30 protein-coding genes and 1 pseudogene are annotated in these 23288 nt (G+C 58.0%); 7 read left to right on the forward strand and 24 right to left on the reverse strand.

What is annotated here, in order from left to right; genetic code table 11:
- Positions 1–13: 13 nt before the first annotated feature.
- The 3 genes from G0D83_RS12345 to G0D83_RS12355 all read left to right on the forward strand — a co-directional run bounded on the left by G0D83_RS12345 (position 14) and on the right by G0D83_RS12355 (position 1592).
- Positions 14–400, forward strand: coding sequence for a hypothetical protein (locus G0D83_RS12345; protein WP_164194184.1), 387 nt, complete (start codon positions 14–16; stop codon positions 398–400).
- Between the two features lie 92 nt (positions 401–492).
- Positions 493–954: a GNAT family N-acetyltransferase gene (locus tag G0D83_RS12350; RefSeq protein WP_164194187.1), complete on the forward strand. Its 462-nt coding sequence runs from the start codon at positions 493–495 to the stop codon at positions 952–954.
- Between the two features lie 74 nt (positions 955–1028).
- A complete protein-coding gene (locus tag G0D83_RS12355; protein ID WP_164194190.1) occupies positions 1029–1592 on the forward strand; it encodes a hypothetical protein in 564 nt (187 codons plus the stop codon).
- Positions 1593–1634: 42 nt separating this feature from the next.
- On the opposite strand, the gene G0D83_RS12360 is transcribed toward G0D83_RS12355, so the two are convergent.
- From G0D83_RS12360 to G0D83_RS12400, 9 genes are all read right to left on the reverse strand, one after another.
- Positions 1635–2006 (reverse strand): helix-turn-helix transcriptional regulator, encoded by a 372-nt coding sequence (locus G0D83_RS12360; RefSeq protein WP_235958058.1) that lies wholly within the window; start codon positions 2004–2006, stop codon positions 1635–1637.
- A gap of 568 nt (positions 2007–2574) precedes the next feature.
- On the reverse strand, positions 2575–3666 hold the full coding sequence (locus tag G0D83_RS12365) for a hypothetical protein (RefSeq protein ID WP_164194193.1): 1092 nt from the start codon (positions 3664–3666) through the stop codon (positions 2575–2577).
- Positions 3667–3762: 96 nt separating this feature from the next.
- A complete protein-coding gene (locus tag G0D83_RS12370) occupies positions 3763–4011 on the reverse strand; it encodes a ribbon-helix-helix protein, CopG family (RefSeq protein WP_164194214.1) in 249 nt (82 codons plus the stop codon).
- A gap of 330 nt (positions 4012–4341) precedes the next feature.
- On the reverse strand, positions 4342–5346 hold the full coding sequence (locus G0D83_RS12375; protein WP_164194218.1) for a hypothetical protein: 1005 nt from the start codon (positions 5344–5346) through the stop codon (positions 4342–4344).
- On the reverse strand, positions 5343–6134 hold the full coding sequence (locus G0D83_RS12380; RefSeq protein ID WP_164194221.1) for a hypothetical protein: 792 nt from the start codon (positions 6132–6134) through the stop codon (positions 5343–5345). The genes G0D83_RS12375 and G0D83_RS12380 overlap by 4 nt, the downstream gene beginning before the upstream one ends.
- 149 nt (positions 6135–6283) lie before the next feature.
- Complete coding sequence (locus G0D83_RS12385; RefSeq protein WP_164194224.1) at positions 6284–6823, reverse strand: hypothetical protein; 540 nt, start codon at positions 6821–6823, stop codon at positions 6284–6286.
- Positions 6823–7674, reverse strand: coding sequence for a hypothetical protein (locus G0D83_RS12390; protein ID WP_164194228.1), 852 nt, complete (start codon positions 7672–7674; stop codon positions 6823–6825). The genes G0D83_RS12385 and G0D83_RS12390 overlap by 1 nt, the downstream gene beginning before the upstream one ends.
- Positions 7671–8579 (reverse strand): hypothetical protein, encoded by a 909-nt coding sequence (locus G0D83_RS12395; RefSeq protein ID WP_164194232.1) that lies wholly within the window; start codon positions 8577–8579, stop codon positions 7671–7673. The genes G0D83_RS12390 and G0D83_RS12395 overlap by 4 nt, the downstream gene beginning before the upstream one ends.
- A gap of 597 nt (positions 8580–9176) precedes the next feature.
- Entirely contained in the window at positions 9177–9575 is a 399-nt protein-coding gene (locus G0D83_RS12400) for a response regulator (protein WP_164194237.1), read from the reverse strand.
- 213 nt (positions 9576–9788) lie between these two features.
- On the opposite strand from G0D83_RS12400, the gene G0D83_RS12405 reads away from it, so the two are divergent.
- Complete coding sequence (locus tag G0D83_RS12405) at positions 9789–11180, forward strand: SPFH domain-containing protein (RefSeq protein WP_164194241.1); 1392 nt, start codon at positions 9789–9791, stop codon at positions 11178–11180.
- 94 nt (positions 11181–11274) lie between these two features.
- Here G0D83_RS12405 and G0D83_RS12410 read toward each other — a convergent pair whose 3' ends face one another.
- From G0D83_RS12410 to G0D83_RS12455, 10 genes are all read right to left on the reverse strand, one after another.
- Entirely contained in the window at positions 11275–11601 is a 327-nt protein-coding gene (locus tag G0D83_RS12410; RefSeq protein ID WP_164194244.1) for a helix-turn-helix transcriptional regulator, read from the reverse strand.
- Positions 11602–11718: 117 nt separating this feature from the next.
- Positions 11719–12075, reverse strand: a complete 357-nt coding sequence (locus tag G0D83_RS12415) for a hypothetical protein (RefSeq protein ID WP_164194248.1) — start codon at positions 12073–12075, stop codon at positions 11719–11721.
- 63 nt (positions 12076–12138) lie between these two features.
- Positions 12139–12546 carry a peptidyl-tRNA hydrolase gene (locus tag G0D83_RS12420; RefSeq protein WP_255455839.1) on the reverse strand — a complete coding sequence of 136 codons (408 nt, stop codon included), beginning with the start codon at positions 12544–12546 and terminating at the stop codon, positions 12139–12141.
- Positions 12547–12881: 335 nt separating this feature from the next.
- Positions 12882–13097 (reverse strand): hypothetical protein, encoded by a 216-nt coding sequence (locus tag G0D83_RS12425; RefSeq protein ID WP_164194254.1) that lies wholly within the window; start codon positions 13095–13097, stop codon positions 12882–12884.
- 20 nt (positions 13098–13117) lie between these two features.
- Positions 13118–13378: a hypothetical protein gene (locus tag G0D83_RS12430; protein ID WP_164194258.1), complete on the reverse strand. Its 261-nt coding sequence runs from the start codon at positions 13376–13378 to the stop codon at positions 13118–13120.
- A 27-nt stretch (positions 13379–13405) separates the two neighbouring features.
- On the reverse strand, positions 13406–13600 hold the full coding sequence (locus G0D83_RS12435; protein ID WP_164194261.1) for a hypothetical protein: 195 nt from the start codon (positions 13598–13600) through the stop codon (positions 13406–13408).
- On the reverse strand, positions 13597–13857 hold the full coding sequence (locus tag G0D83_RS12440; protein ID WP_164194265.1) for a hypothetical protein: 261 nt from the start codon (positions 13855–13857) through the stop codon (positions 13597–13599). Before G0D83_RS12440 ends, G0D83_RS12435 begins: the two co-directional genes overlap by 4 nt.
- Entirely contained in the window at positions 13854–14021 is a 168-nt protein-coding gene (locus tag G0D83_RS12445) for a hypothetical protein (RefSeq protein ID WP_164194268.1), read from the reverse strand. The genes G0D83_RS12440 and G0D83_RS12445 overlap by 4 nt, the downstream gene beginning before the upstream one ends.
- A gap of 81 nt (positions 14022–14102) precedes the next feature.
- A complete protein-coding gene (locus tag G0D83_RS12450) occupies positions 14103–14330 on the reverse strand; it encodes a hypothetical protein (protein ID WP_164194271.1) in 228 nt (75 codons plus the stop codon).
- Complete coding sequence (locus tag G0D83_RS12455) at positions 14330–14533, reverse strand: hypothetical protein (protein ID WP_164194276.1); 204 nt, start codon at positions 14531–14533, stop codon at positions 14330–14332. The genes G0D83_RS12450 and G0D83_RS12455 overlap by 1 nt, the downstream gene beginning before the upstream one ends.
- A gap of 138 nt (positions 14534–14671) precedes the next feature.
- On the opposite strand from G0D83_RS12455, the gene G0D83_RS12460 reads away from it, so the two are divergent.
- Together G0D83_RS12460 and G0D83_RS32755 are read left to right on the forward strand one after the other, a co-directional pair.
- The gene (locus G0D83_RS12460; protein WP_164194279.1) at positions 14672–18049 is read left to right on the forward strand and encodes a hypothetical protein; all 3378 of its coding nucleotides are present in this window, start codon (positions 14672–14674) and stop codon (positions 18047–18049) included.
- A 361-nt stretch (positions 18050–18410) separates the two neighbouring features.
- A pseudogene (locus G0D83_RS32755) lies at positions 18411–18623 on the forward strand (CatB-related O-acetyltransferase); the annotation flags it as partial.
- A gap of 270 nt (positions 18624–18893) precedes the next feature.
- On the opposite strand, the gene G0D83_RS12470 reads toward G0D83_RS32755, so the two are convergent.
- The 4 genes from G0D83_RS12470 to G0D83_RS12485 all read right to left on the reverse strand — a co-directional run bounded on the left by G0D83_RS12470 (position 18894) and on the right by G0D83_RS12485 (position 22186).
- The gene (locus tag G0D83_RS12470) at positions 18894–19268 is read right to left on the reverse strand and encodes an HIRAN domain-containing protein (protein WP_164194286.1); all 375 of its coding nucleotides are present in this window, start codon (positions 19266–19268) and stop codon (positions 18894–18896) included.
- Between the two features lie 314 nt (positions 19269–19582).
- Complete coding sequence (locus G0D83_RS12475) at positions 19583–20500, reverse strand: hypothetical protein (protein ID WP_164194289.1); 918 nt, start codon at positions 20498–20500, stop codon at positions 19583–19585.
- A gap of 106 nt (positions 20501–20606) precedes the next feature.
- Positions 20607–21839, reverse strand: a complete 1233-nt coding sequence (locus tag G0D83_RS12480) for a hypothetical protein (protein ID WP_164194292.1) — start codon at positions 21837–21839, stop codon at positions 20607–20609.
- Positions 21840–21967: 128 nt separating this feature from the next.
- Positions 21968–22186, reverse strand: a complete 219-nt coding sequence (locus tag G0D83_RS12485; RefSeq protein ID WP_164194296.1) for a hypothetical protein — start codon at positions 22184–22186, stop codon at positions 21968–21970.
- A gap of 129 nt (positions 22187–22315) precedes the next feature.
- Here G0D83_RS12485 and G0D83_RS12490 point away from each other — a divergent pair, with 129 nt between their 5' ends.
- Complete coding sequence (locus G0D83_RS12490; RefSeq protein ID WP_164194299.1) at positions 22316–22588, forward strand: hypothetical protein; 273 nt, start codon at positions 22316–22318, stop codon at positions 22586–22588.
- Positions 22589–22606: 18 nt separating this feature from the next.
- Here the strand turns inward: G0D83_RS12490 and G0D83_RS12495 are convergent, their stop codons facing one another.
- Entirely contained in the window at positions 22607–23242 is a 636-nt protein-coding gene (locus G0D83_RS12495; RefSeq protein WP_164194302.1) for a hypothetical protein, read from the reverse strand.
- Between the last annotated feature and the right edge of the window lie 46 nt (positions 23243–23288).

Raw genomic sequence — 23288 nt, forward strand, 5'->3', positions numbered from 1 at the left:
GAAAGGACACCCCATGGCGACGGCCAAAATCATCCCCGAACTCATCGTTCTCCTGCTGGAGCACGAGATCCCGGTCTCCCTGCACCTGAACAAGGAAGGAGACGTCGTCTTCCATGTCGACGGCTTCGGGAAGTGTGGTCGATTGACACTCTCGCTCGATCCGGAAGGCGACGAGGAAACAATGATTGCGACCGATAGGTATAAAGCCGAGGAAGGCGTCGCCTCTCTGACCGACATGGTTTACCTCAACATGCGGTGGGCCGAGATCACCGCCGAGAGGATGAACAGGAAGACCTCGGATTTCGGTGAATTCATGACCTCGGAGTGGAAGAAATTGGCGGTCACTTGCGGCCTGGCCAAGGAAGAGAACCGCACGGTTACCACCTTCGGCCGCACCTGAACGCAACTTGGGCTGCCCAGGCTCACCGCGGTCAGCTCATTTCTCCTTTCGTCGGGCGGCCCATATCTTTGAAATCAGTAGGGAGCCGACACATGACGAAGAACGTCTTCTTCGATTGCACAATTCAGAAGGACTGCGGAAGCGTAGAGGGTTACGTCTGTGGGCGGGATGACGAGAATTGGGGCAACTACCTTGCTGACGTTCATGTTGGCAACGATCTGATCGAGGTGATCGAAGCCGCTCCTATCGAGAGGGTGGCTATCCTCAAAGACCTCTATGTCGAGGGAACGGCGAGAGGCTTTGGCCTCGGAACCGGACTCGTCACGCAAATTCTTCAAGAATTCGAAGGGCATGGCGCCGAATTGACGCTCCTTGTGGCCGATATGTACGAGGCCAACGAATTCAGCCTTGTCGAGTGGTACCAAGACTGGGGGTTTGAGCGCGTGGATTGCAGCGACAGCGGCCCCTTGATGGTGATCGCGAGTGACGAGCTGGTGGCCCGTCTCCGAGAGAGCTCTGGATATGAGCCGCCGGCTGAAACCCCGGCTCCATAGAGCACAGAGCTGCCTTTCACGTTCCATGCATCTCTCCGACAAACTTTCACCGGGCGCGAGTGAAGGAGATGACTGTGTTTGACGACGCCGAGATGAAGCAAATGGGATTCAGCCGCGAGGCATCCGACGGTGACGCCCGGACCTACCTCCGTGAGGCCACCGATGGAGGGCCCTCCGCAATGGTCTGGTTTCGAGATCAAGACGGGGGCGGGGAAATGGCCTACTTCACACTCTGTGATCCTCAGGGGAACATAATCGCCCAGGGCTATGAAGACACCGCCGAGGGCGCCGAAAGCCAGATCAAGATGCTCAGCAAGGTCGTCGACAAGTATTCCTTCAAGGAAGGCTCGATCGAGCGCAAGCGTGACGACGCCTTGGTTCTGAATTCTGATCCGCGCTACTACATCCAGGTGACCCAGAAATCCTCGGGAGACATCTCTTCGGCCCGGTTCATCTCGCGTTCACAGGCCCTGAGAAAAGCAAATCCGGAAACACGAGGGCGCCTAGGGACCTGTGATGATGTGCTTGCGGCCGTCAGGATCATCGATGTGGACATTCAGGCAGCAAAGCCAGGGACAGCCATGCGCCGCCCCCTATTGAAATCTCCGAGAACTGCTGGAGCTCTCACTCTCCCTTGAAGTAGGCTCTCGGAGTCAGTCTTTCACAGAGTCAGGGCCTCATCAGAAGGCCATTCCCTCGTCATCAATGGCGTCGGTGTTTGCGGAGCCATGGGTCCTGGACGCGCGCCGCTTTGAGACAATTCGTTTGGGAAGGCGGCCCGCTTCTAGAACTAGCCCGGTATGATCCCGTGCCGGGTCGATCAGATCTCTTAGACGGTCGAGCTCGCCCAGCGCCAGTAGCGCGGTTGCAAACGTTTCGATACGAACCCCACCATCACCACGCTCAAGCTTTGCGAGGGTCTTGTCGGTCACCCCGATCCGCTCACAGAAGTCTGCCACCGACATACGGCGCTTCTTGCGCGCTGTGCGTAAGTCTTGCCCGAGCTGCTTCAGCGCGGCGTCTACCTGGAATGATGCCATCTTCTTCTCCAAGTCGGAGGAAACTCCGACCAAGCAGTTATACCACGGATTATACTCCTGCTAAGCGGTATCTTGTCAATAAGCTAAAATCTAACATAAACCGGAAAAAAGTCCGACTAATAGATATTATGCCGGAGAAAACTCCGACAATGGGTACGTCTTGCAAGCATGTTTCACTGACCGTGGCGGTGCAAACCTACTCCTCTGCCAACCGTCGGAACCGAGCTTTATCGGTGTTGCCAGAGTTGCAGCGGATATCTGCTTCACCTCCCTGTTTTATACCGCCCGCCTTGAACTGCATCCGGCCTCTCCGTGCGATGGCACATGGTCGCCACCCGCTTCCCTCGAGCCTCGAAGATGTGTAGTCCCGGAGGGGCCGCGGCAAGAACGAGCACGCTCGGCCTCTTCTCGTGTGGGTTCTTGCGGCTCCACTCTTCGTGAACCCAGACTTTCTCACCGATCCACTCATCAGGCGCCTTCCACCATCCTCGATTGAAGAGGATGGTGCCATCTTTCCTGACCCGACGCAGGCCCCCGAGCGTATACCCGTCAGGAGCCTTGATGTCGCTGTCACCGCCGCTCACGTCTCTGGTCCGTGGGATGCAGCAGCGGCGTCTTGGGGCGGCTTGGCCAGTGTCCCAAGCCACGCCTGCATGGCATCATAAATGCTGCCATCTTTGCCCCACACGGTCTTCTGCCAGGATTCCCAGGCGGGCTTGAAATCGACTTCCACATCGTTCGACGTGAAGGCCTTCAAAAGCGCAGCAGCAGCGTCCTGAGCTGAGAGCGTGTCAGCATCCTCAGGGGCCCCTTCGGTTTCTTTGACGGACCTGACGAAGTCGTCCGCCGCCAAGAGGAGCTGCGGACCGCTCAGATTGTGCGCGCCGTACTCTTTCGAGATCAGGCCAGTGGCTTCGATGACGCTCCTCAGCGCCTCCAAGAGCAGCCTCTCTCGTGTTGCATCGGGTTTCGCCGACATCTTTCGGGTGAGTTCTTCATTCTCGGCCCTGAGCTTGGTGACCTCAGCCTCGAGCTTCTTCTGGCCACCGATGTTGATGTCGAGGAGAGATCGAATGCTCTCGCGGTAGGCATCCTCCGCTGCTTTCTTTGCTCCCTCCAGGCTGCGGCCATACGCATTCGTTGATTGAAGGCCCTCGCTGGTTACGTAGCCCCCGCCGCCATATGCCTCGTAGGTCACACCGTCACCGCCAACAGCTTGCTCGAGCGTCATTTCCTTGTTGGGGACGTCCGCACGCGCCCACTTCAGCGGTTTGACCGCGATTGTGGCGCCGGACATGCCGATATCGAAAAGTTTGGAGACGCGGGATTTGTGGTCGGCCCAGGCCGCATCTTTTGCCTTTTCCTGGGCATCGTCGCCACAGTAGAGCACGCCTTCGTATTCCCAACCATCCTCACGGCGCTTAATATGGTAGCTCGAAAAATAGAACGGCGCGGTGAGTGCGCCCTTTCTGCGGCCATCGTATGGGGTGAGTTCCCATCTCAGAGGCTTCAGACACGACAGGAAGGAGTCGTGCTTGAGCGGCACGTAGGGAAGGGTCTCGAGGTTCGGATTGTCGGTCGCGTCGGCAGAGAGCGAGGCCTCGTTCCAGTTCGCATCGGGCCAAATCTTGCTCACGTACAGGATTTGAGGGATTTCTGCAGTCATCATCATGCTTTCGAATGTCTAGAATAGAGTATACGTCACCTTGTGGCTGAGGTGGGAAGCTTCCCCAGTTTGAATGGAGGGGAGCCTTTCCTGACAGTGGCTCTATTTGACCACTGTCAGAGTAGGAGTGGCCCGGGGAACATCGATCATGAATTCAACGCCGAAGCTCTCACCATTCTGAGGATGACCTGTGAAGCTCACCCCCTTACTCAGATGATCCACGAGCGACTCGTACGTCATCAGAGCGTGTTTGATGACCTCGGTGATCGAGCTGGCATCCGTCTTCTCTTTCAAAGATTCCAGACGCTCTACCGAGCGTTCGGGCAAAATAACATTGATCCGCTTGGACATATTCTACTACGAGCTGAAACCGCTCGCTCCCTGCTGTGATGCCTATTCTTATATATTCGAGGGCTTGAGCGGTCAACACTGAATACTCAAATCATGAGTATAAAACACGTCGATTGGAAGGATAGTTCTCATACGTTTCGAGCCGCTCCCTGAATTTCTGAGCTCCAGGGAGCCTCATGTTGGAAAGGGGGCGCCTGTCGAGCAGGGGGTGCCGCTTTGTGCACGAGCAAGACCAAGGAGTTCCACAGGCGAACACAACGTAGCCATTGCCACCACAAGCTTGGCACAAGGGATCGGCTGCGGACCTGCGATCAAGCTGCCACTGCACGTTCATTGCACGGGCTCCTCCGTCTTTTTACTGTCGGTGATCTCCTGAATATCTCGCAGACGAACGACGTCCTCACCGTTCACGGTCGGATAAGTCCTGAGATCTCCGTTTTCGAGGTTCTTCGCGATCAACGAGCGGAAGTCGCCAGCCGCAACCTTTTCCGGAGCCGGCTTCACCTTCTCCATGTGTTCCAGCATTGCCGCTCCGACAGCATCCGGGCAGCCCCAGTCCTTCGCAATGAAGGCGCACTGATGAAATGCGTCTCGCACGTCTTGTGCCCGACCATCCGCCATCGCGCAGAGATCGTTCCAGACGCGACCGAAACTTGTCCACCGCGAGTAGCCGCGTTCCTCCTTGGCATTCTCGATCCAGGTATTGCGGGTCTTCAGCTGCTGCCTGAGTTCCGCGTTCTCACGCTCGGCCGCCCCGGCGCGGCGATCTGCCTCGTCGAGCACGTCCTGACTTGCCGCTCCGATGGCTGCAATGCGCTCCTTGAGAACGTCCTCTCCGGAGAGCGGAGCCTCGTTGAGGAACGCTTCGATGTCTTCGCGGTGGACCTCGCCAACGTGGAGAACCTTGCGCAGATGCCAAAGCGCCTGCACTCGGTGGCCGTCGAACTGCAATGCCAGCCGCCGCCATTCCGCTCCGACATCGATGTCGTCTTCCTCGTTGTCCAGCTCCGCCTCTTTCTCAGCAGCTGTACTCTCTGCCGCGGCGAGGGCGGCCTTCGCTTCTGAAAGCTCACCCTGTTGCCGCTGAATGCGGTCTGTTAGCCTGACGATCTCATCTCGAAGGTCCGCGACTGTTGATTGTGCCTTGGAGAGCTGCAGATCCCAGGCGGCCGAGAAGCCAATCCATGCGTTTTGGGTTTCGAGGTCTTGGTGCACAGGACCCTCGTCCTCGATGACCTGGTTCATGTTCCAGCCTGCAGGATGATCCTGGGCCCATTCTTTGAAGGCACGGAATTTGGCCTTCCTCAGAACGGAGGTTTTCTCAGGAGTAGTCATTTGGTGTCCTTCTTGAGAGCCGTGATACGCTCGCGGGTGAGATGGTCTTCAGGGGCGGTGAAAAATTTCAGAGCCTCGTCCAAAGCGGCGTTCCAAGAGCGGCAGTCACGATCTTCTAGGGCGGCCTGCGCACGGGCGGGGATGCTCTCCCTGCAGAACTTCTCAGCGAGCAGGAACAGTCTCTCGTCGTCATGGTCGCCCACAGCACGTTCAGCCGCCGCCATTCCTCGCAACCTGTTGCCAACGCCCGTTAGCGCCACTGCCACCCTAGCGTTGGCAACGTCCGAACGGACGTATTCGCGGTAGTTGCTGCAGGGCCGGAATTCTAGTGCCCGCTGGGTCGGAGGCTCATAGTCGACGCGCTCTACGTCTCTGCTTGAGATGACACAGCAGTCGTCATCGAAGGTGTCCTGTCGATGCGTATAAATCCAGGCCCTTTCCGTGGATTGGTCAGGGGAGCCGGACAGTTCTCGGCGGCCCAAGTTTTGCAAAACTTCCCAGGCGGCGAAGGGGTCCTCGGCCTCCCCAAGGTCGGATGCGATCCTCAGCATTTCTGCCGCCAAGGCAGCGATCTTCTCGGAGCTGGTGCTTCCGGTCCCGTTGCACACCCTGCAGATCATCGAAGGGTAGCCGATCGGGCAGCTTTCGTCCTGCTCGATCAGGGTGCAGGGACAAGGGGCATGCTCCCTTCCGAGCTCGGCGGCCGCGTCCCTGGCTGGATTGGTGGACGGACCCGGCATGGCATCGGCATCCACGTCGGAGATGGGGGACAGCTCAACCTTATCCATTTTCAGAGTCTTTCGTTTTCAGAGTTTTCCGATTGGCACACGCACCAGGGCACGTACACACCGTGTTCGTCTCCCGGCAAATTCGGTGAATTGAAGTCATCCTAACCTGCACAGGGAGGTCGGCGCTCCGCCGCATGGCATCGATCAGTTCACCCACCTTGATTGGTCTCCTGCCCTGAGATGGCCGAGAACGCATGACGCACAGCATTGATTGCGGAGATGTGGCAGAGTCCTTTGTCACGCTGCGCCTCGAGTACTTCCAGAACCGCGGCTTCACAGGCTGCACGAGCTGTTTCCCAGATTTTCTGATCGCGGGCCGCGAGAGCCTTTACGGCGTCGTCGTCAATCAGACTGCGGATCTTGGTCGCGCACTCGGACTTGCACTGGCGATCGAGGCGGTCATCGTCCTGATGGGGCGTACAAGCCTGGGCAGCCGTCTCGAATGCGATCCCTACGAGGGCATGGGGATCGAAAGTCAGGGTGTCGAAGACCTTCGCCTGAAAATCAGCTTGCGCGACCGCCTGCATCTTTTCCTGGGGGAGGGCCTCCTTGCTGTGGAAGGGCGAGGTCATTTCGAACTGATCGGGCTTACCTTCACCCATGGAGTAGTAGATGCCGAGCCCTTTGGCGTCGCATCCATGCTCGGAGTGCCATGCAAGCGGCTTTACACCGATTTCAAGCTTGGACATCAGCTGGCCACCTCTTTCGATCGGTATTCGTCACAGACAGAGGCACAGAACACCATCTGATTCATGAGCGTACACCAGTTGGTGCGAGCGTCGCGGCCGCCGGTGGCATGCGAGCAATTGACGCACCGGCTGGGAGTGTGCACGCCGTCTTGCACGGCGACAGGACTGGCATCTCCAGAGGTCGCGTATTGCGCCCCCCACGGTGCAATGGCGAAGAGGACGCCGTCCTCGATGGTGATGGTCCAGGAGGCGGCGGCCTTTTCAGTTGCCCACCGAACTTGATTGGGGAAGTCCGTGCGGATTTGCTCCCAGAGAGCTTCGACGTCTCGCTTCCGAGCTTCATCCCCATAGTGCGCGATGGGCTCCATTTCTTGAAGTCGAGTGTGGTACTCCTCCTTCTGGCGCCGCAGGGCTTCCACACTGCGCTCAAGCTCGGCGATCCGTTTCGGGCCTTGGATAGCAGCGTCGTCCGCCAGAGCAGAGCGAATGTCCGCTTGCCAGTCGGTTTCTGCAGCTTCGATGGCTTCTTCGAGGGTGTCGAACACACCTCGAACAGGCGATGCTGGGAACCAATCGGGGGTGAAGTTCTGGCACCAGACGTACTTGTCTTCGTCCCTGTTCTTCACGACCCAATGGGTCTGGTCGGAGTCGAAGGACCAGACGCGCTGCCCTTCAAGAAATCCTGGAGCTTCCTCCCATTCAAGTGGGGCGATCGGTACTTCGTTGCGCACGTAGTCTTCTGCCGATTCGCCACCGAAGCTGTCGGTCAGGTTAGCGAGATCGAGATCGCCTTGGAGGATTTGTTCGGCGAGGGCGCGCCATTGGCCCTCGGTCTTCGGAATAGTCGTCATTTTTCATGTCCTTTGAGGGCATCTTTGGCCCGGTCAGTTGAATTGTGGAAATCGGCCAGCCACGTCGCGCCCTCTGGCAACGGCGTTTCGGCGAGTGCTGCATTGGCAGCCTTCATGTGCGCGTGTGCATCCTGCAGTGCGCTTCTCAGGTGCTCGATTTCAGCCTCGAGCGGGGCACGAATTTCGGTTTTCAGGGTCTCAAGCGCTTTCGCGCCATCGTGAGGGATGAGTTGCTCCACCTCGCGATCGCGACACTCGGTGGGCGTATCGCAGGCGAGAACGGCGCCGTGCTCATGTCCGAGATCCCAAGCGGCCTTCAGTGGGCCACGCATCATGGCAGCCCGGACAGCTTCTGGGTAGATCAGCGCATGGTCGAAAGCCTCTGAAATGCGCGCTCTTTCGATCTCGTTGGCGGCGCTCTTGGCAGCTTCCTCAGTATCGAAGGCTTGAACGGCCTCCCCATCGTCGAGTGTCCAGGTGCCAACACCATTAAGGTAGATGACGTAGACGCCTGCGGTACCTTCTGCCTTCCAGTCATAGGAATTCAAAGCTGCCTGGTGCCACTCCAGCCTTTTAGGGGTGGGGACCGCTGCGACCGCTCTAACTTCGCGGGCCGGCATCACCGTGTCCACACGACGTTCGACATCGTCGTTCACAGCCTGCTGGGCATCGGACAGAGTGGGGAAGAGGATGGGCCCATCAGCGTCGGCAAAGACATCACCATTGCATACGACCTGGAACCCTTTTCCGGCAGGCTGAAGGCGATAGAGCAATCCCAATGCGGACGCGTAGTAGACGTCCTGCGCCGGTCCGGTCGCTTGCCACTCGAGAGGTGTCAGGTTGAAGTTCGAGGTCCACTTGGAGACTCCAGGGAACTCCATCTCCAGATCGAATGTCGCAGTCATCAAGTCAAAGCCTTCTTTTAAGGAATGATACCGAGCTTTGGCTTTGAATACAAGGATAAATAGGGCAGTGGCTCGCCTACCAGACCCCGGATTGAAAGGAATAATGCAAGCTCACGTGTCAATGGCGTGCCGAGACACGCATTCATTGTTTTCGGCAAGAGCAATGCGCGCAGGAATGAAAGAAGCCGTCCACATGGGGCGGCATGCCCGGCTCATTCGCCCTCATGCAAGCTGGTCAGGTGACCTGTGGTCGGCCGAAAGCGAGGCTGTACATGGTATATCCTTGGACTATCTCGAGAGGACAGGCTCCTCGATCGAGGATGTGCTCGCATGGTACGACACCGTGAATATCGGTGTAGCGGTCAGTGACAAGCCAGAGTTCGATGCACGGTGGCTTGGTTGCTTGGCGCGTCTCACGAGAACGCCTCCACGCGTGCGACTGGTAGACTTCGATACCTATGTACTCATGACACTTAAAGACACTGGCGCGGTCAACGACGTGTTCCGACATCTTGAGCAGAGCTCAGTGCCTCATAGGGCGGGTGAAGATGCTCGCCGTATGGCCGAGGCATGGCTCGTAGGAGCGGCCTCGGGTTCCTAGGCGGCGTTCAGCATCGAGGGCAGAAGAAGCGACCTCAAAGCGCGTTCGAGCTCGCTTGTCGGGAGCGGTTTGTTGCAGAACTCGGCTTCTGGAAACCTTTCTAGTACCTCATCGCGCATGGCGTGGCCGGACTGAAACAGTAGACCGACCCCCATGGCGGCTAGCTCGTCCGCCAACGGGAAGACCTCTCCCTCGCGAAGTCGCACGTCGAGAATTGCTGCATCCGGGCATTCACTTCGCATGGCTTCTAGGCCGGCCGCCACGGTGGCGACAGGTCCGATGACTCGATACCCCATGTCTTCAACCTGGTATTGCAGGTCGAGTGCGATGATGGCCTCGTCTTCACAGATGAGCACCGAGGGCGCTCCGAGGGGTTCCGTGTTCTGGTACAGCATGCGTCGTCTCCTTGGTTGCCTCCAGGTGAGGGCTCTCTAACGATCGTCAGTCACGAAGGTTCCCCTGCCGCAGTGCGACATTTTGGCCTTCGACCGGCCAGACTGGCATCTGCCCGTTTCGTCTCTTATGCTACCAAGAGTGCATGTAGACTTCTAAACTATCTTTTAATAATCTTTGTTTAGGAAGGCGCTATTCATGACAAGGATAGCTTAATGAATCTTCTAATTTTGATGATCGTGCTGGTTTTCGCAGCTCTGGTCGCGCGGCAGTTCATGCCCAAGAGCTTTATGTTCAGAAACCTGCTCTGGAGGACGACGTTGGTGATCGGCTTGGTTGCTGGTGGCCTCGGCGGCTTCTCCTGGAACGATGCCGGCTACTGCCAGCACATTCGAACGCTGTTCGGCACCGAGAGCATGACCTGTAAATCGGGACCTTACTTCTCGGGCTGGGGGCGCCACACGGGGTATCCGTTCACGATCACCATCGCCCACACGGATGAAGCGACTGCGAATGGTTCTTCGGTGAGTGCGCCGTATCCGATCAAGATGGCTGACAACTGGACCGGTGACGCGCACCAGGTGACCCGTTTCAACATTCCCAAGGATGCTGAACAGTTCATCGCAATGGCAAACGAATACCGCTCGCCTGAATCTCTGGTGAACAACAATCTGCGCCCGTCGGTGACTGCGGCTCTGGATTCTGTGGCGAACATGTTCACGATGGAGGCCTACTACACCTCTGGCGCCCGCGACACGTTCAAGACGGAATTCCCCGACTCTATCACCAAGGGACGTCCCCGAGTGCGTCAGGTCGTGAAGGAAAACATTCTGGCAACTCAAAACGAGGACGTTGCACCGAACGACTCTGAAAACGCTCGCGATACCAGCGAAAGCAATGACGCTCAGTCTCAGACCATCGTGATGGAGAAGATGCTCGACAAGGACGGCAATCCCATCCGAATTGAAAATGCCTTCAATCGCTACGGAATTACGGTGTCGTCAGCGATCCTCGAAAAGATCGACCCCGACACGACCTACGAAGAGCAAATCAAGAAGCGCAAAGAGGCGTCCTCGCGCCGTTCGGTTGCACGTGAGCAGCGCCTGGAGCAGGAAGAGCAGCGCCTTCTGGCCATCACCCAAGGTGAAACCGACAAGGCACGTCGCCAGGCTGAGATGATGGTCGAACAGATCGAGCAGACCACTCAGGCCGAAACCAAAAAACAGCTCGCTCTGATCAACGCTGAGCGCCAACGCGAAGAGGCCAACATCCAACGCGATACGGCGACGATCCAACTGGAGAAGGCGAAGATCGATGCTGAGGCCAAGCAGGTCGCTGCCGACGCTGAAGCCTATCAGAAGCGCGTGGTCCTCGAGGCCGACGGTGCTCTGAGCCAGAAGCTGGATGCCTTCGTCGCAACCCAGAAGGTCTGGGCGGATGCAGCATCGAAGATCAAGGTTCCTTCGACCGTGATTGCGGGCGGTGGTGCCGGCGACAACAGCGGGAATGCTCTGGGCACCGTGTCGGACTTCATGCAGATCATGACCATGAACGCTGCCAAGCAGCTGCAGTTCGACCCGGCCGTCCAGAAGGTCGACAAGAAGTAACCTGCGGGTCTTGCACATCTGCACATCGGAAAACATGAAAGCCGCCCTTCGGGGCGGCTTTTGTATTCTAAAGAATACCAGATACTCAGCAGAGCTATGTGTGGGACCCGTCATCGTCGTACCAGTCCCAGTCAACATCATCCACACCGACCATCTCGACATCATCGGGCGTTGGCGGGAACGATAGCCGAGTTGCTACATTCGGGGGAACAGCGACCAACCGCATGCCGAGCGCTTCGATCAGGAGGATAGCGGTGGAGAGCTTCGGATCACCCTTGCCGGACTCTGCGTCGATGACGGTGGAGCGGTTCAGCCTGAACAAATCCGCGATGTCGCTCTGGCGGATACCGCGCGCCTTGCGTTCACTCTTGAGAACATTGGCAAGCTCTTGGGCGTTCGTAATGAGTGCAGGGGTTTCCATGTGAGCATCCCTATGTTGGTTGCAGTCAACATTTAGACGAGATTTGGAATTTGCGCAACGAATGTTGGCTTTAGCCAACAAAGAAGCAGGGGCACTTCCGTGCCCCTGCTATCAAGATCAGGCCGCTGCAGCGAGACTGCGTTCGCGGTTGATCCGGGCTGCCACCTTGCTGATCCGCCGCAGGCGAATGAGCCGGGTGATCGCATGCTTGTTTGCTTGCCTGCGATACCAGTTGCCTTCGGCGACGAGGCGGCGTTGCTCGATCGTGGTCGCATTCACGATGCGCTTGTATTCGGCAACCCAAGCCAGGTAGCCATCGCGATCGCCGGCCCCATTCTCCGTGAAGACATCTGCGGCGAGGTCCTCCGGGGGGACTTCTGCGGTGTCCCAGGCAGCGAGCAGAGCCGTGTAGGCTGCGGTGAATTCGCGTGCTTCTGAGATCGGGTTGGCGGTCGAAGTTTTGGTCGTAGTCATCTGATGATCCTCATATTTGCTGTGACTGTGGTCTTTCTGTTTGGGGAAGGGGCGTGCGTCAGGTCATGGCGCACCTCCTTCCGCAAGACGCGCGAGAACTCGCGGGCCAGGCCACAGGGGAAGCTTTTTGAGGAATGACGGGGCGCCGCGTTTCGAGATCGGTCCGACGCCCAGCGCCGTGACGATTTCAGAGCCATCGAAATCCGGTGGCTCAACGTGGTCCTTGTCGATTACCAGGAACGCGGGGATCCCGCGATCGATCAGCCGGTCGTACATGCTGAGCAGACTATCGAGAGAGCCGCCATCGAGACACAGCTTGGTTTCCACGTCGACAGACGTATAGGCCGCGTGCAACTCGGGAGACATACGCTTGGCAACGGCGAGCGCGCCTTGGTATGCGTGGCCTCCTTGGGCGATACTCTTTCCCCACGACATCTGAATGTCAGACCGAAGAATGGCATAGAGCCTCAGGTCTTCGGTGTGGGGTAGGGGTGGGGCAAGTTCCGTTTATTTCATGGCACGTTTCTCCTCAATCCATGTTGTCGTGATGGCGCGGCCACCGGGCTCCGCCCCCGGGCCTGCGGTTTTAAAGACCGCTGATCTTCTCACGAGCTCTGGCCGCATCACGTAAGCACACTTCTATTCTTTACAAGAGGTGGCGTCAATCCAAATCGTCAATCTATTCTATTTAATCGGCCGGCGTTTCTGTTCCCGTCCGTCCACCGTTGATCGGACACAATGCCACGGATCTCAGTGACGCGCCCGAAGATGGACTCAAGAAGGTTTGCGACCTTAGCCAGGGTGGGTTATCGTCCTCCTGTGGCATCAGCCAGGTCCGACATCGCGGACTGCAGGCCTTTGAAGTCGATCTCCCGGGTCGCGATGCCGCGCTCAAGGTCGTCAGCGAGCAAGAGTGCCTGCTCATGAGTGAGCGTCAGCTCCACATTTTGGTGCGCCATCGCATAAACGCGGAGCCTCTGAGGAAGGTCAGGAACTCCCCGTTCATAAGCCTCAACGTCCATTTCAGACTTCCTTCGCGCCATCAAGCGCTCTCCTCACGAAGCTTGCGCCACCATTCGGGTTCCGGAAAGCGATCCGTGAAGGTGATCTGTTTTTCGCCGAGATCATCGATCTCTTCCGCGTCTGGCCAGTGCGCATCATTGGTAAGGGTTTCCAGATCAGGTGCATAGGCGACCACAACGAACTTGTCCCCCACAAAGCCGGAGTTCCAGTAGGGCCCGCTCGGCGGCCAGGCCATAGGCCGGTAGTCGTCGTCCGAGATCAGAAACCAAAACCGGTGCATCCTCGGATGCTCGGCAGATGTGGGCGCCTAATCGGGCTTCTCAGCAGCTGTCGCCTGGAGAGCGGCGACTGCTGTGCGAGCTTTGCGTTCAAGTTGTCTGATGCCTTTGTAGTTTTCGGTCTCTTCGCCCTCGGAGTACCTGACGCTACTTTCGATCACGAGGCCATACTGGTGCAGGCCGGTGACGATCTCTGCGAGCTCGTCATATGTGGGCTTCGTCATACCAAGCTTTCCTCTCTCGCTCGTCTGTTCATGTCACGCCAGCGCTTAACGGCGCGCGTCTTGTACCAGGACCGGCAGAACCGCAGCCTTGGCAGCTTGTTGCGTGGATCGATGTCGTCTTCCGAATGCCCACAATAGCACTTGATGATGAAGGGACCTTCTCCAGGCTTCCCGTCTTTGTAGCAGGTCATCACCACTGGCCGGCGGCCGCAGATGCAGCGCGCAATGTGGTCCATCCGGATGCCATCCACCATCATGTGCCGCGGGTCTCCTCGAGGCTGGGGGCAGGGACCACGCAGTGCATGATGATCAGTGCTTCACCGTCTTCGAGGTCTTCTGCGTAGATCTCGCGAAAGCTCTGGCCTAGCGTCGGGTAAAAGTTGCTCTCGTAGCCTTGCGGCCATTTCCCGTGTGCGTCCAATAGGCGTCCTCATAGCTCGGGAAGCCGACGCATTCGGAACCGCCCGGGTTCCACACGAGGTAGGTCATTTGAGTTCTTGCTTCAGGCATTTTCAGAGACTTTTTTCTTTGCGGGCGTGGGTTTGAGAGCGACCACGATCCCCTTCTTGAATGTGTGACCGCGGCCGCAGCTGCAGGTGTGGCTCAGCTCGATATCCCAGTGCGCGAGGACATAGCCATCGAACAGGTGGGTTTCCCCGCACCGACACATGAAGTGCTCGGTGGCGCCAAATTGGACGCCGAGCCGGGCTTCGCGTACAGCATCAGCCATCAGTCGAGCTTCTCTACGGTCAGTCGATCGATGCCCGAGATGCTGTCTTCCGAGACCTCGTAGTGCTCTTCCGCGGTCTCAGTGAGCCTCGCGGACATCATGATCTCACTGTCGAACTTCTCGCGCGCCGCGGCTTCATCCGCAGCGTCGATTTCCATCTCCACGTCGACAGTGATCGCGGCTTTGAACATGAAACGGGGCATTTGTGTATCCTTCAATACTGTTGCTGTGAGCGTGCACTTATAAAGAATAGATGTCAACACTGACTGCGCCAGAATACATTTAATCCTTCCTAAATTCTGAGTTGGTAGGGCTGTGAGACATTTCATAAAGTGAGAGCAATGAAGCTTCTGTTCTGGACGCCGCCCTGGGCATCCCAAGGCAACCCGATGTTTTTCAGGAACTGCACCGAAAAGTTTCTGATTCCGCAGGCCAACATGCTGGCCGAGCATGGTCACCAGGTTGACTTCGTGCTTCCGGCCGCTCTGGGATCGCTCTCGCCCCTTCTGTCTGGAAAGGTCCGCAAGATCGATCTTCCGCTGGACCTCTACCGGGTGCACGAAGACTGCGAGGAAGAAGTCTACACGGAGCTCTACAGGGGGAAGAATACCGATCTCGTCCTGCGCATCGCCGAGCTTCTTAAGCCTGCGCTAGGGCAGGGGTATGACGCCGTGCTGCTTTGGGAAAACCCTGTACCGTTCCTTCAATACCTGTTCCCGCATACGGTGGTCCTGCACCAGATGCCAGGAACGTTCACCCGAGCACCGTACCCCGAGACCGTGACCATCGACCCTCAGGGTCTCTATCGCCAAGGCCTTCTGTTCACCGATGCTGCAGCGATCCAGGCGCCTGCGATAGGAGAGAGGGGGCTGCGTTCTGTCGGACAGCGCTTTGGTGCCGCCGTGCGGACTCACCTATCGGCAGGATCGAACCCGGCTGTCCCGGAGATCCTCAATGCGGCGAACGAAGCATCCAGCCGCGCTCTGCTGCCGCTGCAGGTGTCCTCGCACTATGCCTTCAGCTGCGACGCCGGCTACCGCAACCAATACGATTTCTTGCTCGATGCCCTCGACAAGAGCGATCCGGAGACCTCCGTCGTGGTGACGCAGTATGTGCACCGCCTGGCCAGTGAGAAGGTGCTCTCGGCTGAGCTTTGTGACGCGCTCAGAAAGGCACACCCCAACCTGGTGTTCGACGAGGCTTTCGACGGGATCGACAGCGTTTCGCAGCACCTTCTTCCGCACGTTGATCAAGTCTGGACTGCCTCGAGCTCGCTTGGGCTTCAGGCGATGGCTTGGGGCCACGGTCTCAAAGTCTTTGGCGAGACGTTCCTTGCGCCCTACGACCAAGACGTGCCGTCGGCCGTGAGCTGGGTCGAGCGCTGCGAGCACACCGTCGGGTTCCTGGTGTCCAAGTACCAGCCTTTGGCCAGCAAGGTCCGCAGAGATGCCGACTTCATGACGCGCTATATCGAGGCGCTGATCGCATGGAAGAAGGACGAAGACCGCTCGGCCGAAACGCTGTCGTATCTGGCTGATGTACAGCCCGGCACCGGCTACATCGATGAGCTGCTGGCTTCATTCCGTCCCTCGGGCTCTTCGAAAGCCGACAGCAGGGCACTCAAGGAATTTTCAGAGAAATTGCAGTCCTGCAATGTCGTGTCGTTCGACATCTTCGACACGCTTGTCCGGCGGCCATGCGAGAAGCCCGGAGACCTCTACCGCTTCATCCAGCCGCATGTCTCCGCTCTGACCGGTGGGGAGATCCGGAACTTCGCGCAAATCCGATCCAACTGTGAGCACATGGCCCGGATCGCCAACAAGGGTTTGGAGGCAGATGAGATCACGCTTGACCAGATCTACGAGATCATGGGCGCGACCTACGGCTACTCCGACGAGCTGCTGCGCGTGATCAAACACCTTGAGGTGGGTATCGAAGTACAGGTTTGCTCCGTCCGCCCCTTCGGGCAGCAACTCTTCAATCTCGCGAAGTCCATGGGCAAGTCGATTGTCCTGACCTCGGACATGTACCTCAGCGAGCCGGTCATCGAAGCGATCGTACGGACGAATGGATATGATGGCTACTCAAGTCTGTTCCTTTCATCGACGTCGGGCGCGCGCAAACACACCGGCATCCTGTTCGAGCACCTGTTGGACTCGATGAACCTGGAGCCGGAAGAGCTTCTGCACGTTGGTGACAACCTCACCACCGATGTTGCTAAGCCTAAGGAGATGGGCATCGAAACTTTCCACTGGCCACAGGCGATCGACAGGATGCGCCAGAACGGCCGATACAAGGAGATCTACGATCCCCGCAACGGGGCGGGGAAGAGGTCCCGTAGCATCCTCGCAGGGCTTACTGCGCACCGGCTCTTTGACAGAGAACTGGGCAAGGATCAGAAGGGCACCCTGTTCAACGGGCGTGCATTCAACCTTGGTTTCTCAGCCGTGGGCCCGATCCTGCTGGGGTACGTGAAGTGGATCGGCGACCAGGCGAAGGCCCGTGGGATTTCGGACCTGTATTTCTTCTCTCGGGAGGGCTTCATCCTTCACGAAGTCTACAAGGCTCTCTTCGGGTCTGACCCAGATGCTCCGAAATCCAGCTATTTCTACATCTCACGCCGGTGCGCTCGTGTCGCCGCACTCGAAAGTGTCAGCGAGGTAATTGCACTGGCGTCCGAACCCTTCTCGCCAAACGTCTCGCTCGCCAAGCTGCTCACAGGTCGCTTCGGCCTGCCATTGCAAGGTGACAATGTGCATGCGGCGCTGGAAACGGCTGGCTTCGCATCGCCGGAGCAGGTTCTGAAAAATGACGTCGAAACCAGGGGGAGGTTCGTGCACCTGGCGCGCTTGCTCGCTGAGGACATCCTGAAAAATGCCGAGATTGAGCGTGCCGCCTATCTGGACTACGTGCGTTTTACCGGGCTGAACGACGCACATCACCCCGGCGTGGTCGACGTGGGCTGGAAAGGAAACCTGCAGGCATCGCTGATGAAGTTGACTGGCAAGCAGGTCGAGGGCTTCTACTATGCGACGACCACGGATGCAGTCACGTTCGCCCGGGATGGCCATGTTCACCATGGTTACCTGGGAACCGAGGTAAATGAAGCTCGTACGCCCAGCGCTGTTCTGAAAAACCGCCACCTCTTCGAATACCTGACCTGCCACACCGACCCGACGCTCATCAATTTCGGGTACAGTGACGGGCAGGCGGTGCCGATCTTCCATCTCGAGGCGGGGCGCCACACACGTGCTGCCTTCATTGCCGAGGTGCACGCCGGGGCTCTTGCGTTCGCGCACGACTATCAGCGGGAGTTCGGAAACCTCTCCTCGGATGTGTCGTTCGACCCATTCCTGTGCGAAGGGGCCTTCAAGTCGTTTGTGGAGAGTCCGGCCAAGGCGGATGCCGAGCTTCTTCGCGGAAAGGAATTCGAGGACATTGTGGGCGGTGTCGAGCGCAAAGGGCTGTCCTTGCAGAAGCCTCCCGCCTCAACGTCGCGACCTCGTGTCGAGAGTAAAGCTGCCGGCACGGATGGAGAGTGCAGGGCTTCCAATGGGGGTCTTGATGCTCCCGGCAGACGGCGGCTTGAGGCGACCATCGTGGCTCTTTTCGCGTCGGATCGAAAGCGCCTGAAGTACGGCCGCAATCGCAGACGCTTCTTCGAGGACAGCAAGTCCAGGATCGCTCGTGCCTGGTATCTGAACGCGGGAGGTGCGTGATGGAGCAAAAGCTTTCCGGGCTGAAGAGGCACACCGCGCGGGCCTACAGTTGGGCTCCCTGAAGCAGATCGTTCGTTCGGTCTGCTTCGAGGGCGCTGTCCGCATCGGGGACACCGGATGTCTAGGGGACGAGAGGATTGGCCTCTTCAGCTACCTGGGGAAGGGTTCTGAGATGAAGAACTCGGACATCGGTCGCTTCTGCTCAATCGCCGCCAACGTCGCGATCGGCCCGCCGGAGCATCCTACGGATTGGGTCAGCTCGCATCCGATCCAGTATGATGGTCTTCGCTGGTTCGATGATTGCGAGCACTGGCGACAGTACGAGGATCACGGCACAGTCTTCCGCGGAAACCGGAAGCGGACTGTCATAGGACACGATGTCTGGATCGGGCGCAATGCCATCATCCGGCAAGGGGTGACTGTCGGCACCGGTGCGATCATCGGCGCAAACGCATTTGTCGGGAAAGACGTGGCGCCCTACTCGATCGTCGGTGGAGTGCCGGCAAACCCAATCCGCAGGCGGTTCTCCGACGAGCTCTGCGAGCGCCTGCTGGAATCGGAATGGTGGGACTACCAGATGCCCTTGAACGTCCGAGAACACTACAGGTCCCCTGAACGGTTTCTCGAAGAATTGGAGGCCGCAATAGTTAACGGTGATGCAGTGCGGTCATCGATCCCAACACGAACTGTGCGGCGCACAGCCGGAGGCTACACCCTTGAGGGGGAGGCTCTGCCGGATCCTAGGGTGGCCGATCACCCCTGATGGTAGACCGCCCGGCATCCCCTGTCGGGCGGTCGCGCGCAGACTGCCCCATGGTGTTGAGCAACGCCGCTGGAGCTCATTCTATCCCCCAGAGGTGACCCCAAGAAATGCCTCCAACAGATCCGCCTCAACTCTGAAATTCAGGCGGCCGGTCGGCATGACCACGGTGACCTCCGAGGGCAAGGCGCCGACCAATAGTGCCACGCGAATAGCGTGCGTCAGGTCCTTGGGAATGAAGCCTACTCGAGCTTTCATCTGGGCTCCATCATCCACAAACCAGACTTCGATCGCCCGCGGATCATGAGGATTGTCATCGACAGGTTTGAGCTGAAGCAAGCCACCATCTCTGATCCGGTCGGCGACCTGGTCATAGTCCGCATAGGGAAGCCCAACGACTGGGATCATGTAGTGCGTGCTCCCATCGGGCTCCGTGAGTAGGTGGATACTGATCGCCATCGGGTAGGGCTCCTGCTTATTTTGAGTTGGTCGTCGCAGCGATAGGCGCAAGGGCAACAAAAAGGTCCAGGCAGTGCCCGGGCTCAACGTCTCTTCCGCTCATGGCGATGGTCAGCAGCAACTCGCGGCTGGAAACAGAAGTCCCCGAAAACCAGTGGTCCTCGGGGACTAGCTCATCGTCAGGCTAGTCGCGGCTCGTGAAGTAGATCAGTGCCCCTTAAACGATGAAAAGTCCGACCCCGATCCAGATTGGACTGAGCCCGGCTGCCCTGATCCAGGTGAGGACGTAATCAGAAAGTCAGGAGCTAGCAGGCTCACTTTTCATCTTCCTGCTCCGTGGGCCCGGACTTCACCGCATCCATCAACATTGACCACGGAGTACGCGGCATGATCATGACATTCGACTTGTCGACCTCGATTTTTCCCTTCTTCGCGAGTTCCTTGGCGAGAGAGCAGGCTTCGGCAACCTTGGAGAGTTCAGGGACGTCAACGGCGTTCACAGCGTTGCCTTGCGGAAGTGGGGTGACCAAGAGCGGATCACCGTCTTTCCCCATGATGCAGTTCACCATCATAACTGAATGTGCGCCCTCTCGCCCCTTCATCCAGTCATAGCTCTTGGGAATGAGCCCGAAGACCTCAGATGATTTCGCTGTCGCGCTCAGAGCGACAAGGTTGACAGCTTGGACATGTGGCGGTGTATCGACCAGGCTCTCAAGAGCCGGCTCGAGGACCAAGTTTGCCAGGATCTCCAAATCCGGATGGAACGGAAACGGCGTATCGGTGACGTAAACCATCTGTGCATTGCCTTGCGCGACCTGATCGTAGAACAGGCTTGCGGCCTCTTCGGCGACTGCTTTGTCTGAGAGGAGTTCTTCCCCGAAAAGAACTTTCTGAAATTTTTCATCCTGCAGCTCGGCGAAGGCAAGAGGCACAGCCAGGGTGGCGGCCACCCACATAACGAGCGGGATGATGATCGCTGGTCCGAAGGATTTCTTGAACCTCCTGGTCCGGTGCGCTGCCCATGAAGCGTCCCATACCAGCCAGGCCAGCAACGAAGTCAGGACTTGCAGGGTAGAGGCCGCGAACAACAGGATAGCGACGTAGCCTGCGACATTGAGTAGCTTGGCCCAGCGCGGCATACTGGCCCAGTATTCATCGGCAGCTTTCTTGAGTGCGAGGCGCCTTTGGTCCCCATTCTCGATGAAGCGTTGTAAGGTGGTAACGATACTCACGATCTATCCTTTTAGATGTGCGATCGTGAGTATGACGGGGTCGAATTTATCCAAAATGAAAAGAAGCTTTCCGGCGGCAAGCTCTGTGGTCTGCCGCCGATAATTTTCAGAATCTCAGGTTCACACCGGCGATGGTGACCGCTTCTCCGTAGAGGTTGTTGCGGTCCGCCCGGTAGCTCTCGCCGGAGCTTTGGACATGGCGAAGTTCGAGACCGAGATGGTCATTGTAGTCGTAGCCAAGCTGGAGTTCGGTGTGGCCTCCGTCGGGGGCGAAGGAGTGCTCAGCCTGGAATGAGACGTGATCCCACTTTCGGCCGGCCGTCATCGTGTACTCATGGTGCCCTTCGCCAACGACAGGGAGCTCAACCCCGGCGCCAAACACATAGCCGTCGACTTCAACATAGGCGATCGGAGCGAGGGTCATGTTTTCCGCATTGAGGTAGGTGGGAACGTCCCAGGTGAAGCGAGCTCCCCCGGCGTCAAAGAACGGGTCTGCCATCGTCAGGTTTCCGGTCGTGATGTACTCCCCCATGCTGGAAACCACGTTCCACGTCGCGGGGGACGCGAGTAGGGCGAGGCCACTGTAGAGGCGGATGTCATCGAGATCAGCATCGATGCCCATCACGTCGCGATAGTAGTGTGCCATGTACTCGACATCTCCCTCAAGGCTCCCCGGGTCGCCGCCGTCGTCCGCCATTGCGTAGCCAAACATTTTGGTGCGGTTGTAGAGGTATCCGGGGAATGAGAAGAGGGGATTGCCACCGCTGCGAAGGTTGCGGCGAACCCAGTCCTCCGAGTAGTTCATCTGCCAGTTCAGGCCGGCCGACTTCACCAGGATTTCCTTTTCAGGATCTTTGCCATTTCCCGGGCCGACATTGAAGGCAGTGCCACCGACATGCCCCGTGAACAAGGCACTCAGATATCCTTCACCCTTGTCGACCTCTTCACCGTCATCGGAGAGATAATAGTGATCCGGGTAGCCAAAGTAGTCGCGATACTGGAAGTGCAGGTACTCATGGCCAAACACGATCGCGTTGGCTTGCTGGAACTGCCAGTTGGCAAGCCCGGCAGCGGCGAGAAAGAGGCCGCGGCTTTCAGGTGTGGCCCCCCCTATGCCCAGCTTGTTGTGCAGGGCCTCCGCAGCCCTTGAGCCTAGGTATTCGCCGCTCTCGACGATCGTCTCAGCACGCTGCCCCTGATGCGTCCAGAAATCAGGATCGATGTCGTGGAACTCGTAGGTGTCCAGCAGGCTATTGAGGTAGATGCCCTCCGAACTGGCCGGGGCTGCAGCCATAGTTGCGGCCGTGCATAGCAGAGCCGCCAGAATATTCTTCTTCATGAGTCCTTCCCTTTCTGGGGAAGGACTTTGTTTTCCGGCCTCGCGAGAGGGTTCTGATCAGGTTAAACCGGCGATTTCCCTAACTTTCGGGTAAGGATTTCGCACGGTCAATCAGCTCCTCCTTGCTCCTAGGCCTCAGACCTGACCTCCGGGGCTAGCTCATCTTCGTTGGGGGCTTCGTCATGAAGATCGGCCTCGAACTTGTCCAGTGCTTCTATCACCGAATGACTTGCTTCCGAGTTCGTGAAATTCTCGCTTCCAAGAAACCGCTCTGCGTTGGCGCGGAGCTTGCCACGCTCTTCCAGGGTCTTACTTGGAATTCCGGCGATGATCTTCTCTACATCCATGCTCGAGCACTCCTTTTTCTCCGTGCAGAATTCAGGATTGGCGAGTGATGTCAACCTTTGCCCCGTTCGTAAACTTTCCTGGAAAACTCTTCGGCTAGGCTCCGCCCAGAATTTACCTAGGAGACCTCCGTGAGGCGAGGATATATCACTGCAGTGACGCTTGGCATGGCAGCACTAACACTTTCTGGCTGTGCCCAGGACAAGCAAATGCACTTCGCGGCCGGAGCTGCCTCCAGCGGGGTGGTCCGCTACTTCACGGACAGCGCTCTGGCATCGTGCGGGGCGGCAATGGGGCTGGGCATTGCCAAAGAGGTCTACGACAGCATGGGTCACGGAAATGTCGAGGCCATGGATGCCTTGGCCACTGCTGCGGGTTGCCTGACCTGGGAAATCAAGTTCTGAGGTCAGGCAAAGCCGACATCAGGCTTGCAAGCCGGGACTGCAGCCGCCGCACATACAGTCCATCTCCTCCATTTCCGCTTGGCAGCAGTCTTGGCAGCAGTCGCACTCAAGGTCTCTGAGGTCTAGCGGGTGGAGGATCATAGCTGGAACCTCGTCAGCTCCTCCCGATGGATGCCTGGCGCCCTTCTTCTGTGCGTCCTCCAGCGGGGTCAGGGCGTTCAGAACGTCTTCGGCCACCGTCATGTCCCAGAACGCAAGCATCTGCTCGCGCCAGGCCCCCGGCAGGAATACCGTACCATTATCCAGTAGGTAGTCAGAGCAAAGTCTGAAGGTCTGATCGGGGTCCTCATCCGAAACGCAGAGGAAGTAGAGGAGATCTTCACCAACCCTGTGCTCGAAATCGTAGACTCTGAAAATCTCCAGGGAGGGTTCACTGCTGTCTAGAGGCTTGCGAATGACCGGGACCACAGAGTGGATGCCGAGAAAGTGGCCGCGCATGTGCTCGAGCATGGCGCAGGGGCGATAGGGGACCTGGAATGGGCTGACATTCAGGCGATCTTCCACATCTTCAAGCCTCTTGAGGCTTTCCTCAAGTTGCTGCTTGAGAGCTTTGCGCTTCCGCGAAGTGAGCCACACTCGTGCGTGGGCCTTCATCAGCGCATCCGACTGGGCACTCAAGATTTGAAACCGGGATCTGACA

Origin of the sequence: Salipiger sp. PrR003 (assembly GCF_010500785.1) — a bacterium.
Classification (GTDB): domain Bacteria; phylum Pseudomonadota; class Alphaproteobacteria; order Rhodobacterales; family Rhodobacteraceae; genus Salipiger; species Salipiger pacificus_A.